The following is a 14,065-nucleotide window of genomic DNA, read 5'->3' on the forward strand; positions in this document are numbered from 1 at the left end:
CTCCGGATGCGCCAGGTGGCGGCTCGCGATGGCGGACGCCGCCCCCGTGCGCAACGCCGTCGCCAGCACCCCGTCCACCACCGCCTTCAAATGCCCCGTCTCACAGTCATAGACACTGTTCGTCGCGATGATGGTGGGAACCCCATAGCGTCTGGGATTCAACGGATTGTAGCCCACCACTTTGATTGTAATTGTTTCCCCCTGGCGCATCACTGGCATCCATTCCAGCACGCCTGTCCGAGCATTGCGCAGGGTGAAACCGTCGCGCTGCCGCAGCTCCGTCCGGGACGTGTCGAACGCGCGAAAGGCGCCTTCCACCGCCTCGATGACCTGGTCCATCAGGGCATCGATTCCAACCTCCTGCACGAGCCTGCGCAGGTCCGCCTGGGTGACGAGAAGTGTCTTCACGGGCGCTCCCCTCGGGTGGAGATGCGAGCACTCTGCATCAAGCCGTCGGACCTGTGAAGACAATCAAAACAATCCGACACATCATTACCAGACCAGAAGAATTATCATCCCTGATTGCCCATGACCACACTTGCCGACATTGCATGATTTACAGGCCCTCAGCACAGGCCGTATCATCCGACGCCGTGAGCGCACGGACGGACACCGCGGAGTTGTCGTGGGGTTGGGTTCGCAATCCCCGCTTCGACCTTCTCTTCATCGTGGGAACCGCGGGACTGGGCTGTGTCTTCGCCCTGGCCGCGTTGGCGAAACCCTCGCTCTTCCCGCTGCTGCTGACCATCGACGTGTGGCTGCTCGGCTACCACCATGTGGTGTCGACCTTCACGAGGCTGGGCTTCGACGGGGAGAGCCGGCAACAGCACCGCTTCCACATCTGGGTGCTGCCGCTGCTCGTCTTCACGGGGACGTTCACCGTGTACAAGCTCGCGGGCGTCTGGCCGCTGATGAGCATCTACTTCTACTGGCAGGGGTGGCACTACCTGCGGCAGAGCTACGGCGTCAGCCGCATCCTGGACCGGGCCTCGCGCAGGCCACCCTCGGACAATCCGGCCACGGTGTGGATGCTCTACCTCCTGCCCCTGGCGGGCCTGCTCCACCGCTCCTCGCAGGGCTCCACCACGTTCCTCAAGCTGGACGTGCGCATGCTGCCGGTGCCCCAGGAAGTCGCCTGGGCGGCCGCGGCCAGCGCGCTGGTGGCGGTGGCCGCCTGGGCCACGTTCCAGGTCCGCGCGCTGCGCTCCGGCACCGGCAGTCCCGTGCAGACGCTCTATCTGGCCACGCACACGGGCATGTTCACGCTGGGCTACTTCGTCATCCCCAGCCTGGAGACGGGCTGGCTGGGCCTCAACGTTTGGCACAACGCGCAGTACATCCTCATCGTCTGGCTGTTCCACAACCGCCGCTTCGGGGACAAGGTGAGTCAGGCCCACCCGTTCCTCTCCACGCTCAGCCAGAGCCGGCGGATGCTCCACTACCTGGTGGTCTGCGTGGGGATTTCCGCGCTGCTCTACACCTTCATCCTCAAGGGACTCGGGTGGATTCCGGCGGCCAGCCTGCTCATCGTCCAGACGCTCAACTTCCACCACTACATCGTCGACAGCCTCATCTGGAAGGTGAGGCAGCCGGCGGTGCGGCGCAACCTGGGGCTCGCCGCGTGAGCCCCGCCGTCACGCGGACCTTCCCCGCCCGCGTGACGGACGGCACGACGGCCGGACGACTCCGCCCGGCCGCCGACGCGCGCCTCAGGCTCCCACGCGCAGCACGGAGCGGCCGCCGTAGCGCGCCTGCTTGCCCAGCTCCTGCTCGATTCGGATGAGCTGGTTGTACTTCGCGGTGCGGTCCGCGCGGGACAGCGAACCCGTCTTGATTTGACCGCAGTTGGTGGCGACGGCCAGGTCCGCGATGGTGGCGTCCTCCGTCTCACCGGAGCGGTGGGACATCACGGCGGTGTAGCCCGCCTTGTGCGCCATCTCCACGGCGGCCATGACCTCCGACAGCGTGCCAATCTGGTTGACCTTCACCAGGATGGAGTTGGCGATGCCGTTCTTGATGCCGTCGGCCAGCCGCGTCACGTTGGTGACGAACAGGTCGTCGCCGACAATCTGGATCTTCTTGCCGATGCGGTCCGTGAGCAGCTTCCAGCCAGCCATGTCGTCCTCGGCCAGCCCGTCCTCGATGGAGACGATGGGGTACTTCGCCGCCAGCCCCTCCAGGTACTTCACGTGCTCTTCGATGGAGCGCTTCTTGCCCTCGCCCTCGTAGTCGTAGACGCCGCCCTTGAAGAACTCGCTGGCGGCACAGTCCAGCGCCAGGGCGATGTCCTCGTTGGGGCGGTAGCCGGCCTTCTCGATGGACTTCATGATGAAGTCGAGCGCCTCTTCGGCGTTCTTGAGGTTCGGCGCGAAGCCGCCCTCGTCGCCCACGTTGGTGCCGTGGCCGGCCTCGGACAGGCCCTTCTTCAGGGTGTGGAAGACCTCGGCGCCCATGCGCACCGCCTCGGAGAGCGACCTGGCTCCCACGGGCATGATCATGAACTCCTGGAAGTCGATGGGGTTGTCCGCGTGTGCGCCGCCGTTGATGATGTTCATCATCGGCACGGGCAGCAGGTTGGCGGAGACGCCCCCCACGTAGCGGTAGAGCGGCAACCCGCGCGCGGCGGCGGCGGCCTTCGCCACGGCCAGCGACACGCCGAGGATGGCATTGGCGCCGAGCTTCTTCTTGTTCGGCGTGCCGTCGAGGGCAATCATCGTCTGGTCGATTTCGAGCTGCGCCTCCGCGTTCATCCCGCGGACCGCGTTGAACAACTCGTTGTTCACCGCGGAGACGGCCTTCAGCACGCCCTTGCCAAGGTAGCGACTCTTGTCGCCGTCCCTCAGCTCCACGGCCTCGTGCGTGCCCACCGAGGCACCGGAGGGAACCGCGGCGCGACCGCGAATGCCGTTCTCCAGGATGACATCGACTTCGACAGTGGGATTGCCGCGACTGTCGAGAATCTCACGGCCTACGACACCGACGATTGTAGTCATCGCGCCTTCGTAGCGAAGCGGTCCCAGTGCGTCAAGACACGAGTCCCCGAGCGAACCGGGGCATCTCCTGACTCACGCGGACAGTCGGGCCAGGGTGTTCTCCACCCAGCGAAAGCCGATGTGTTCCTGCTCCAGTCGGACGCGCTCGCCCAGCCGCTGATGGCGAAGGTCCTCGTAGAGCGCGGCCTCCGACTCGGTGAGTCGCGACAGCGTGCCCCGGTGAGGCTTGTCCTCCTCCACCCAGTGCGCGTTGTGCGCCAGCAGCACGTCGCGGTCCATCAGCAGGGAATGGACGCGGGGATGGTGCGCGCGCAATCGGTCGAGGATGGCGAAGCCATGCGTGTCGATGTCGCCCCAGTAGTACACCCCCTCTGGCCGGCGCAGGCGCAAGGTCAACGGAAAGAGCGCCTCGCCGGAGAGCGGGGCCGAGAGGATGCGGCCCGAGTCCCAGACGCGCCGGACCTGCTCCCGCACGTTCGCCGGAGTGGTCCATGCGAGCACCCGGCTCATGCGCTCCGGGCCTCTCGCTCGGCGTGGTACTGCTCGATGGTGAGGTTGCGAACCCGGGAGCGGCGGCCCTCCTCGTTGTGGACGTAACCCACGCTGGCCACGTACGGCTCGATGACGCGAATCTTCTGCAGCGGCGTCACGATGAGCAGTTGCAGGTCCAGGCGGCGGAACAGCTCCAGCCCATACGCCGCCGACTCGTCCGAGCCGCGCCCGAAGGCCTCGTCGATGACCACGAAGCGGAACGAGCGCGAGCGCGTCTCGCCCCACTGCAGGCCGAACTGGTAGGCCAGGCTCGCGGCCAGCACCGTGTACGCGAGCTTCTCCTTCTGTCCGCCCGACTTGCCGCCCGAGTCCGCGTAGTGCTCGTGCTCCTGGTCATCCGCGCGCCAGCGCTCCGAGGCGGAGAAGCTGAACCAGTTGCGCACGTCCGTCACCCGCTGCGTCCACTTCGCATCCGCGTCGGCCTCGCCCACTCGCCCCCGGAAGCGCTCGATGATGCGCTTCACCTCCAGGAACTTCTGCTCGGAGTACGCGTCATCCTCCGAGCCCGTGAGCGTGCCCTCCGTGCAGGCGCGCAGGTCCTGCTGGAACTCGCGGATGTCGGCGTCCACCGTCGGCACCAGCTCCAGGACGATGTAGCGGTCCGGGTTGTAGTCGATGGCCCGCAACGAGCGGTTGATGGTGTCCACCCGCTCGCGGATGCCGTGGCGCTCCCGGTGGAGCTGCGCCTGGAAGTTGGCCACCTCGCGGATGGTGTTCTCGTTCAAGAGGCTCTTGAAGCGCGCCTCGAAGCGCGGAAGGTCGTCCGCGCGCAGCGAGCCGAGCAGTGCCACGTACTCCGCCGCGGCCTCCAGGCTCGCCGCCAGCTCCTGGGTCTCCAGCGGAAACTCGGTGCGATACGCCTGCATCGCGGCGAGGAGGGCATCCCGCACCCGCTCCTGCTTGCGCGCCTCGCTGTCGATGCGCGTCTGGAGCCGCTCGCGCACCTGCCGCTCCCGCTCGTCGCACGCGTCCGCTTCGAGCGCCGCGCCCCCCTGCCCCTCCGCGCAGAGCGTGGCCACGCGCGGGTAGCAGGCCCGGATGGACTCTGACGTCTCCCCCATCGTTCGCTGGCACGCAGTCAGCGTCCGCCGCGTCGCGTCCTCCTTCTCCTCCAGGCGTCCCTGGCGCTTCTCCACGGCCTTCAAGGCCTGCTCGGTCGCCGCCAGCTCCTTCTCGACGGCGTCGAGCTCCCGCTCGAAGCCCCTGAGCACGTCGGACTCGCCCTCCAGGGCCTTGAGTCGCTCCTCCCTCCGCTGGATGTCGCTGGCGACCAGACGCCAGTCGAGCTCCCGGAAGGTGTCGAAGACGGCGAGCTGGCCCAGTTGCTCGCCCTGGGTCTGCAGCCGCGCGTGGCGCTGTTCGAGCGCCTCCCACCGCGCGGTGGCCGCCTGGATTCTCGCTTCCAAGGCGCGGGACTCCGACTCCAGCGCCTGACGCTTGGTGTCGTTCGTCCAGCCCAGCACCCACTGCGAGCGGTCGTCGATGCGGCGCCGGTCGTCCTTCAAGTGCCGCTCCCCGCCCGACTTCACCTGTCCCGAACGAGAGAGCGCCTGACGTGAGCGAACGAACTGCTCCGTCGTGTCGCAGCAGGTGTAATCGAACTGCCGGGCGAGCTGCGCCTCCAACCACGGCGCCATGCTGGAGCCCGGCTTGAGGGCGAGCTTGTGCGGAAGGGACTCGGGCCGCGCCGGTGGCACCCGCGTCAGGCCCTCTTCCCGGACGCGGTAGTAGACGAGCCGCTCGTTCAGATGGGTGCGGTCCACCCACTGACCGACCCGCGGGTAGTCAGAGTCGGGCACCAGCAGGGACACGCCCAGCGAGTACAGCACGCGCTCGATGGCCCCCGTCCAGTCGCGCGCCTCGTCGCGGATTCGCAGCAGCTCTCCGGCGAATGGGAGCGCGTCCTCGGACAGCTGGAGGTCCGCGCACAGCCGGGCCCGGAGGTGGAGGAATCGCGCCGGGATGTTGGAGCGCTGACGACGCAGCGCCTCCAGCTCCACGGACACGGCCTCGTGCGCCTTCTTCATGTCACGCAGGTCCATGACGACCTCCGTGCGCGTGTTCTGCACCTCCGCCAGCTCGCTCGCGGTCGCCTCGCGCTGGAGCTGGACCGAGCGCGCATTGGAGAGGAAGACCTCCAGCTCCGTCGCGGCCGGCAGGCCCACCGCCTGGGCCATCCGCGAGTAGCGGTCCGCCTTCCGCACGCGCTCGTCCCGCTCATGTCTGCGCTGCACCAACTCCGCCTTCTCGGTCTCCAGGCGGTCTCCCCCGTTGGCGGAGATGGACTGACGCAGCCTGTCCCGGTCGGCCCCGTGTCGCTCGCGCTGCTCCCGCACCTGCTCCGCCTGGAGGCGCACCTGCTCACGCTCCGCCTCCAGGCTGGCCAGCCGCGCCTCGAACAGTCGCGCCTTCTGCTCGGAGAACCAGGGTCGCAGGGCGTCGCGGCAGCTTCGCAGCGCGTCGAGTTCCGTGGACAGGGCGGTGAAGCGCTCATGGTCCGCCACCAGCGGCTCCAATCGGCTCACCTGCCGCTTCGCCTTGAGGACCACTTCGTGCGCGCGGTGGAGGTCATCGAAGTGACCCATGAGCGCCGCGAGCCGCGTCTCCACGTCGAAGGGAGGCAGCATGTGCTGGCGCACGAAGTCCGTCAGGTTGCCCACGGACTTCATCGACACCGTCTGGAGGAACAGGTCCAACGCCTGCTCGTTCTCCAGCCCGAAGCGTCGCCGGAAGGCCGCCTGATATGGAGGGAACGTCTCATGGACTTCGCGCGAGAGGTCCTTGAGACGCTTCTTCAGCGCGTTCAGGTCCGAGCCGCAGCGAGAGAAGTGCTCGGTGATGGAGAGCTTCCCATCCGCGACCACGTACAGCCGCGCGGGCTGGCCCTCCGGCTCACGCATCCACATGACCTGGGCGAGCGTGACGTCCTGGCCATAACCCTCGTTGTGGAAGTGGGCGAGCAGCACCGAGTACGTCGGCGCGTCACGGAGGAAGACGGGCCTGGCGCCCTGCCCTCCCTCGCCGCGCTCGGACTTGTACTGGCCTCGCACATAGGAGCGCAGTGAGCGCTCCCGGGCCTCCGCGCCCGCCGCCTTGTTGTAGGCGAGCTTCTGGGGCGGCACGAACAGCGTCACCAGGCCGTCCACCAGCGTCGACTTGCCCGAGCCGATATCTCCTGTGAGCAGCCCGCTCTCACCCTGGAGCTCCAGGTGCCACACGCGGTCGTGGAAGGTGCCCCAGTTGTAGACCTCGAACCGGCGCAGTCGAAACCCCGCGCGCTCGTTGGGCGCGCCGATATCCAACAGGTCCGCCTGCGTGAGAGGACGCACCGTGCTCATTCCACACCTCCGGGTTGTTTCTCGACGAGCTGGTCGCGGTAGGCCGCGAGCCGCTGCTCGAAGTCCTCCAGCCACTGCGCATCGACGAATGCCTTCAGGATGCGGCGGACCTCGAAGGTGTCCTCCTCCCCCAGCCTTCGGAGGAACCCCATCTCCAGCGCCCGCTCGATGTCCTGATTCACGCGCTCCACCCACCGGACCTCGTTGGTGCCATCCGGGAGGAACAGCCTCACCAGCTCTTGCAGCTCATGGCGCCGGAGCACCAACCGCCCGCCCCCCGCCGCGGCGTCCGCATCCGCGAGCTTCTTGCGCAGCAGCGCGAGCAACAGGCTCAGGCCATACCCCAGCTGCCTGCGCGCGATGAGCCGAGGCAGCTCGGATGCGCCCTCCCCCTCCGAGCGCTGTCGCAAGAACGCGTGGCCCTCCGACTCGTCGAGCATCAACCGCATGCCCAGCACGGACACCTGGTCCCGCACGCGGGCCTGCAGTTGGAGCAGGGACTGCCACAGCGCGGAGTTGTCCTCGCGGTAGACAACACCTTTCAAGAGGGAGACCACGACGAGTGACAGGGCATCGGGACCTTCGGAGGGACGCTGAGCGGGGGTCGTCATCGGAGGAAGAGCACCAGGGGAAGGGTGGCGCGGCGCGGGTGGCCGCTCGCGTCGGTCCAGAAGAGTTCTTGCGTACGGGCCTCATCGACCGAGGAGCGCCTGTCCTCGGAGGCAAGGCTCAGGTAGACGACCAGCTCCGCGAGGCCGTGTTGCAAGGGGTGCTCCCGCACCAGCTCCGCCAGGGAGATCTGCTCGCGTGACTGGAGGGCCTCGCGGACGTGCGTCTTCAACCGCGCCTTGTCGATGAACGCGAGGTTGAAGAGGGCCTCGGAGGGCACGTCCTCGGTCGCCTCCAGCACCTCCTCGTCCGCCATCCGGGTGCGCGCGGGCGGTGAGTACATGGGACGCTCCAGCGGAAGCTCGAGCGTGGGTGCCAGCTCGTCGAGCGAAATGAGGGGCACGGTGGGGGGACGCGTGCGCACGGCGAGGGCGTGTTTCTCGATGCCGCGCAGCACCTGGAGGATGCGGCGGTTCTCCAACCAGACGCGGTCATCCAGGAAGCGGCGGAGCTGACCGGACAGCCTCGCCACTGTGCGCTGGGTGTGCTCGCCGGCCTCCAGCCAGTCGAAGTGGATGCGCGGCAGGCGCGAGTCCGGCTGGAGCGACTGAATCGCGGGATGGGCCAGCACGCGCTCCAGGTTCCGGGTGAGCGACTCCTTGCGCTCGGGGGACATGAGGAAGTCCCAGAAGGCGCGGAAGCTTCGCCCCTGGTCGGAGCCATTGATGGCGTCTCGTTCGCCCAGCACCGTCTCCAGGAGTTCGCCGCGCGTTCCCTCCCACGTCGCGATGCGCTCACGCACGCGCCGGTCCAGCGCATGGAAGCCGTCCTCCAGCGCCCGGAAGTCGGACAGCAGTCCGCGCGCGGTGTCGGACATCTGCTGGAAGCGGTCCTTGAGAGCGGACTCATCCATCAGGTCCAGGTGGCCGGCGCGCACGCGGGCGATCTCCGCCTCCACTTCGGCCTTGCGGCGCTCCAGCTCCACGAGCCGGGCCTCGGGGTCGGGCTCGGTGCCCTCGGTCATCTCCTGGAGGAGATGGAAGACGGTGAGCAATCGGGACTCGGTGCCCACGAAGGGTTGCTCGGTGAGCTGGCTCAACCAGCGGATGGCGCGCTCCGCCGCGGGCGTCAGGTCGAAGTGCGGTTCATCCGTGTCGGGCGGATAGAACTTGCGCAGCCAGCCCGCGCTGTCGGCGGCCCACTCGTCGAGATACGCGCCAGCACTTCGAGGAAACGCGGCCTCTCCGCGCCGCTCGCGGAGGGCGTGCAGATGGTCTTCGAGGCGCAGCACCAGTTCCCGTTGGGGCGTGGCGCGGGCGTTGGATTCGACGAAGACGCGGTGGAGGAAGCTGACGATGAGGGAGGCGTGGTCCGCGACGAGCAGCCGCCATGCGGGATGCTTCAGTCGCAGGGTTTCGAGCGTCGCGAAGTCCATGAAGTATCACCCTTACACCGCGCCTCTGACATGCCCGGGTGACCCCACGGGGTGGTTGTGTTGATGAAGATGGGTGTCGTGCCTGGTTGGTTGCCCACCCGCGAGGGACCTCGCCCAGCACGAGCCCCCATGGCCCGATCCACCCGGACGTTGGGCAACAGCAGGCGAGAGGTGGCCACCGGCTCCGCGCCCGCGTGGGCGACCAGGCACACGGAGGTCTCCAGCATGTCGAAGCGGCTCACCGCAACAGGAGCGACGCGCCAGACCGCGAGGACGGCGCTCCTTCTTCAAAGACAGTCCAACGGGTCAGCAGCGCGTCAACCAGCGCCCACCGGGTGGTCGCGACTCGACAGGTCAGTGACGACATGGGACCTCTCACGACGTATGGGTCCAGGCACGGCGTGGCCGGCCCACTTCCCATTCGTCGCGAAGCGCCAAAGCGCGGCGAGGCCGCCACCGCCCTGTCCTCCTGGGCAACCCGGCGGGAAGTACAGAGCTGCGCCGTGCTGGGTCTTCGGGTGAAATGACGTCATCCGCTCGACATCCGCCAAGGAACCCGGCGCAATGCAGGGACTGGAGTCTCCAAGATGCCCCTCATGAAGACACTGACGCTGGCAGGTTGGGTGCTGGGCGCGCTGCTGTGGAGCGCCTGTGGTTCCGACGATGACGACGAAGGGGCGTGCGTGCAGGTGACCGTCTTCGCCCGGTCCGCGACGGGGAACTGTTCCGCCTACCCGTCGACCTGCGACGTTCCCGCCGGCTACGTCGAGTGCTGCGGGGGTTTCCTCGGCGGCTGCGTCGCCTCCGGACCTGATGCGCGGTGCGTCGACGACCCCACGGACTCCTGCTCCCCTAACACAGGGGGTGCGGATTGCCCTGGTGTCTGCGACTAGCTTACTGAAAATTTCCAATTCCCGGGACGCCTCCGCGAGCCACGCCAATCCTGCATTGGTTGTGTCGACGTGATTGTGCATAGTGCGTCGTTCATGTCGTCACCGGCTCATTCCGTGCCGCGCAGTCGCCCCTGGCTGCGCTCCCTGCTGCGTCAATCCATTATCGGACTCACGTGGCTGTCAGGGCGGCTGCTGGCGACCGCCGAATGGCTCCGGTGGGTGCGTTTGAGATATGTCTGGCTCAAACCGCGACGCGGAGACATCTACATCGCCACCAGCCCCAAGGCGGGAACGACGTGGATGCAGATGATTGTCTTCCAGCTCGTCACGCAAGGCCGGGGCGAGTTCGAGCACATCAATCAGGTGTCACCCTTCCTGGAGCTCCTGCCCCGCGATGCCACCACGGAGCCCCTGCTGGACTCGCTGCCCTCACCGCGCATCCTGAAGTCGCACCTGCCCTTCCAGCAGCTCAAGCCGCCCAGGCACAGCCGCATCATCTACGTCACGCGCAACGCGGCGGACTCGCTGGGCTCGCTCTACCACCACCACTGTCTGATGGAGGCCACGCCCCTGCCCTTCGAGGGCTACTTTCGGGTGGTGATGGATGTGGAGAACCCGTGGCTCGGGCACCTCGAGTCCTGGTGGCCGCACCGGAAGGACGCCAACGTCCTGCACGTGCGCTACGAGGACTTGATTGAGAACCTGGAGGCGGGCGTCAGGCGTGTGGCCGCGTTCTGCGAGCTGCCCATCGACGAGTCGCGGCTGGGCAACATCCTGGAGCGGTGCGGCATCGCGTACATGAAGCAGCACAACGAGCGGTTCGACATGCGCGGGCCGCAAGCGGCGCTCCAGGGCCGAGGCACCTTCATCCACCAGGGTGGCGTGGGCCAGGGCCGCGCGAAGCTGAGCGAGGAGCAGCGCGCGGAGCTGGACACCCGGGTGGTCCGCGCTCGCCAGCGGCTGGGCATGGTGGCCACGGAGCCGTAGGGCCAAACGCTCGCCCGGCCGCACCTGGAGCGCTGGGGCTACACGTCCGGCTTGGACGGGTCCTTCCCCTTCTGCTTGTCGTTCTTCCAGCCCCAGCTGGAGCTCCACATCCCGGGCCCCGTGAAGAGCACCGTGACGAGCGTCATCACCGCGGCGCCAATGAGAATCTCCCAGAACATGTCCACGCCTCCAGCCACAGAGTCAGCACCATCCGTACACGCCCAGCATCCCTGATGAAGGCGTAACCGGCGACACATCCCAAGGGGAGTGTCACCTCGCCCACCCGTCGCGAGCACCCTACCGCCCGCTCCCTCGGGGACCCGACGAGAGGTCGCCCTTGAGACAATGACGGGTGGCGTCAACGGCGCGCGGCAACCTAGCAGCTCATGCCCCGAGTGCAATCGAGGACGGAGACACTTCGCCGTCGGGGGCCGGTCCACTTCGCGGTGGTACTGTGCCCGCCCGAATGCCTCTGCTCCCCATCCGTGGCCCGCACCGCTCCGCAGTCATCGGCGCGTGCGTCTCTTCTCTTCGCCGTGCTCCGCTGCTCATGGGCCTGCTGTTCGGCGTCCTCGGCTGTGAGGGGCGGCCTCCTCCGGAGAATCCAGGCCCGGTGAACCCGTGTCCCTCCGGCACCTGTGGCGGCGGCCAGGTCGTCCGGCCCGAGGGGAGCGTGCGCATCGCGGCGTTCAACGTTCATCGCCTCTTCGACACCGTCTGCGACTCAGGGAAGTGCGGCGGCTCCGAGTATGAAGCCCTGCCCACGCCGGGCGTCTTCGATGCCCAGGTGGGTCGGCTGGCGAGTTCCCTCACCACGCTTGACGCCGACATCGTGCTGCTCTCGGAGGTGGAGACCCAGGTGGGGCTCGACGCGCTCCAGGCGCGGCTGCCGGAGTTTCCTCACGCCGTGCTGGGCGAGACGGGTGGGACGGCCTCCGTGGACGTGGCGGTGCTGTCCGCCTTCCCCATCACCTCGGTGGGAAGCCATCGGGACCGCGTCCTGACGCGACCGGATGGCTCGACGACGCGCTTCTCGCGCGAGTTGCTGGAGGTGCACCTGGACGTGAACGGCAAGGAGGTCATCGTCTTCGCCGCGCACTTCCGCTCGAAGGTGGATGACGACCCGGGCCGTCGCTACGCGGAGGCGGACACCACGCGGACCATCGTCGCGCAGGCCGCCGCGCGCGCGCCGAAGGCGCTGGTGGTGATGGGCGGCGACCTCAACGACGTGCCCGGCTCGGCGCCCATCACCGCCATGGAGCGAGATGGACAGCTGCTGCGCGTGGCGAAGGACCGGCCGGACGACCAGACCTGGACCTATGTCTATTCCGGGCAGAAGCAGGCCATCGACCACCTGTTCGTCGCGAACGCGGCGGGCGGCACCTATGTGCCGGGCTCGTTCCGCGCGGCGCGGGAAGGAGGCGGTGGGTTTGGCGGTTCGGACCACTCCGCCGTGCTGGCCGACTTCCTTCCCTCGCCTTGAGCCGCGTCTTCAGCTCGCGGCGGGCAGGGCCTGGATGTCCAGTTCGATGTCCACCTTCTCGCCGACGAGCCACCCTCCGTTGTCGAGCGTCTTGTTCCAGCGGATGCCGTAGTCGGAGCGGTTGATGGTGCCCTTGGCCGTGTAGATGAGGCGCATGCTGCCCCACGGGTCCTTCGACGTGGCCGTGTGGCGCGCCTCGAACACGACGGGCTTCGTCACGTTGCGGATGGTCAGCTCACCGAGGAGCCGGAAGCCCGCGCCTCCGGTGGGCTCCAGGTTCGTGCTGCGGAAGGTGAGCCTGGGCGCGGCGTCCGCGTCGAGGAAGTCGGGCGAGCGCAGGTGCGTGTCGCGGTCCGGCGCGCCCGTGTAGATGCTGGCCGTCTCCGCGCTCACTTCGACCTCGCCCTGGGTCGGCCGCTCGGCGTCCACGCGCAGCACGCCGGAGACGCGCTCGAAGCGGCCGTGCACGCGCGCCACCACCATGTGGCGGGCGATGAACAGGACAGAGGAATGGGATGAATCAATGTTCCAGGAGGTCACGGGCATGAGGGGGGCTCGTTGGGTGAGGAGTCGAGGGGGAGCGTCGCGAGCGGGTCACCGCGGACACAGTCATCCTAGAGAAAGAACGCACCCCAGGTGGCCTATTCGAGTGACGCTTCAAACATTGCGACGCGAAGTGAATGCCTACCCGACGTGGCGCGCGCGCAGGCGAGCGTGGACGATGTCAGACATTGCGCGAGCCCCCGTCGGGGTGTCGCCGTAAAACAAACAAGGCCCGTACACTCGGACGCCTTGGCGCTTTTTCCCCAGCCTCCGAACAGTGGATGCTTTCCGGAGAACAGATGCGTCCCAACATCGTGGTCGTCAACGGCGAGCGGCACTGGCCGACCTACTTCCCGGAGGCCGAGGTCATCCCGGTCCGACTCCAGGACTCCGCCTGGGTGCTGCGCGAGGGCATCCTGTGGTGCATCACCCGAGAGGCGGCGGTGCGAGTCGACGGCGTCTTCTGGCGCGTGGGCGCCATCCGTCCGGACCCGCGCCATCGCACGGTCCTGGACCTGGTGCGACTGAGCGGCGTGCCGTGTGTCAACCCCGCGAAGACGCTCGTGCGGTGTCATGACCGGCTGTCCATGCTCGCCGAGCTTCGCGAGGCGGGCCTGCCCGTCATCCCCTTCGACGTCGCGCTCGGTGACGACATGGTGCGCCGGATTGCCCGACCCGCGCCGTTCGTCGTGAAGGTGGGTAACCACCATGGCGGTTACGGGAAGGCGCTGGTGCGAAAAGAGTCCGAGTGGTTCGAGGTCGCGGACCTGCTGTTCGCCGCCGATGACTACGCGGCTGTCGAGCCCTTCATCGACTACCGGCGGGACGTGCGCTGCCTGGCCATCAGGGACCAGTTCTGGGCCATGTCGCGCGCGGGCGCGGGCTGGAAGGCCAACGTCCAGACGCGAAAACACCAGGTCATCGACGCTCCCGAGGAATTGGTGGGCTACACCCGGCGGGCCCTGGAGCACCTGGGGGCTGATATCGTCGCGCTCGACTTCCTGGAGACGCAGGAGGGGCGCTTCGTGTTGCTGGAGTGCAACGACACGCCGGGCCTGTCGGGCTTCCCCGAGCAGCTGTGTTCCGAATTGGCGGAATGTCTCCGGGAGAAATTGCGGACCCGCCCCCCAGCTGGGGCCTGAAACACGTGGGGGTCCATCGGGACACAGCCGCTGTCATTTTGCCAAGACGGCTCACCCGGAGGATTCTGGGAACACGGTCTCACGAGGGGG

Annotated in this window: 11 protein-coding genes and 1 pseudogene; 4 read left to right on the forward strand and 8 right to left on the reverse strand. The window is 67.7% G+C overall.

Annotation, left to right across the window (positions count from 1 at the left end):
- Nucleotides 1-408 (reverse strand): annotated as a pseudogene (locus HR086_RS03595) (ornithine cyclodeaminase family protein); the annotation flags it as partial.
- Between the two features lie 185 nt (nt 409-593).
- Between HR086_RS03595 and HR086_RS03600 the strand changes: the two are divergent.
- Nucleotides 594-1,625, forward strand: a complete 1,032-nt coding sequence (locus tag HR086_RS03600; protein WP_174464879.1) for a hypothetical protein — start codon at nt 594-596, stop codon at nt 1,623-1,625.
- A gap of 84 nt (nt 1,626-1,709) precedes the next feature.
- On the opposite strand, the gene eno is transcribed toward HR086_RS03600, so the two are convergent.
- From eno to HR086_RS03625, 5 genes are all read right to left on the reverse strand, one after another.
- Nucleotides 1,710-2,993: a phosphopyruvate hydratase gene (eno, locus tag HR086_RS03605; RefSeq protein ID WP_174455661.1), complete on the reverse strand. Its 1,284-nt coding sequence runs from the start codon at nt 2,991-2,993 to the stop codon at nt 1,710-1,712.
- 72 nt (nt 2,994-3,065) lie between these two features.
- Nucleotides 3,066-3,503, reverse strand: coding sequence for a DUF2220 domain-containing protein (locus tag HR086_RS03610; RefSeq protein ID WP_174455662.1), 438 nt, complete (start codon nt 3,501-3,503; stop codon nt 3,066-3,068).
- Complete coding sequence (locus HR086_RS49370) at nt 3,500-6,883, reverse strand: ATP-binding protein (protein ID WP_174464880.1); 3,384 nt, start codon at nt 6,881-6,883, stop codon at nt 3,500-3,502. The genes HR086_RS03610 and HR086_RS49370 overlap by 4 nt, the downstream gene beginning before the upstream one ends.
- On the reverse strand, nt 6,880-7,494 hold the full coding sequence (locus HR086_RS03620; RefSeq protein ID WP_174464881.1) for a DUF4194 domain-containing protein: 615 nt from the start codon (nt 7,492-7,494) through the stop codon (nt 6,880-6,882). Before HR086_RS03620 ends, HR086_RS49370 begins: the two co-directional genes overlap by 4 nt.
- A complete protein-coding gene (locus tag HR086_RS03625; protein WP_174464882.1) occupies nt 7,491-8,927 on the reverse strand; it encodes a DUF3375 domain-containing protein in 1,437 nt (478 codons plus the stop codon). The genes HR086_RS03620 and HR086_RS03625 overlap by 4 nt, the downstream gene beginning before the upstream one ends.
- 962 nt (nt 8,928-9,889) lie before the next feature.
- Between HR086_RS03625 and HR086_RS03630 the strand changes: the two genes are divergently transcribed.
- Nucleotides 9,890-10,807, forward strand: a complete 918-nt coding sequence (locus tag HR086_RS03630) for a sulfotransferase domain-containing protein (protein WP_174455666.1) — start codon at nt 9,890-9,892, stop codon at nt 10,805-10,807.
- Nucleotides 10,808-10,845: 38 nt separating this feature from the next.
- On the opposite strand, the gene HR086_RS03635 is transcribed toward HR086_RS03630, so the two are convergent.
- Nucleotides 10,846-10,986, reverse strand: a complete 141-nt coding sequence (locus HR086_RS03635; RefSeq protein WP_174455667.1) for a hypothetical protein — start codon at nt 10,984-10,986, stop codon at nt 10,846-10,848.
- A gap of 287 nt (nt 10,987-11,273) precedes the next feature.
- Here HR086_RS03635 and HR086_RS03640 point away from each other — a divergent pair, with 287 nt between their 5' ends.
- On the forward strand, nt 11,274-12,290 hold the full coding sequence (locus HR086_RS03640) for an endonuclease/exonuclease/phosphatase family protein (protein WP_141644754.1): 1,017 nt from the start codon (nt 11,274-11,276) through the stop codon (nt 12,288-12,290).
- Nucleotides 12,291-12,299: 9 nt separating this feature from the next.
- Here HR086_RS03640 and HR086_RS03645 read toward each other — a convergent pair whose 3' ends face one another.
- Nucleotides 12,300-12,836 carry a YceI family protein gene (locus HR086_RS03645; protein ID WP_174455668.1) on the reverse strand — a complete coding sequence of 179 codons (537 nt, stop codon included), beginning with the start codon at nt 12,834-12,836 and terminating at the stop codon, nt 12,300-12,302.
- A gap of 296 nt (nt 12,837-13,132) precedes the next feature.
- On the opposite strand from HR086_RS03645, the gene HR086_RS03650 reads away from it, so the two are divergent.
- Nucleotides 13,133-13,975 carry a RimK family alpha-L-glutamate ligase gene (locus HR086_RS03650; protein WP_174455669.1) on the forward strand — a complete coding sequence of 281 codons (843 nt, stop codon included), beginning with the start codon at nt 13,133-13,135 and terminating at the stop codon, nt 13,973-13,975.
- The last annotated feature ends 90 nt before the right edge of the window (nt 13,976-14,065 follow it).

Origin of the sequence: Myxococcus sp. CA039A, assembly GCF_013336645.1 — a bacterium.
Lineage (GTDB): Bacteria > Myxococcota > Myxococcia > Myxococcales > Myxococcaceae > Myxococcus > Myxococcus llanfairpwllgwyngyllgogerychwyrndrobwllllantysiliogogogochensis.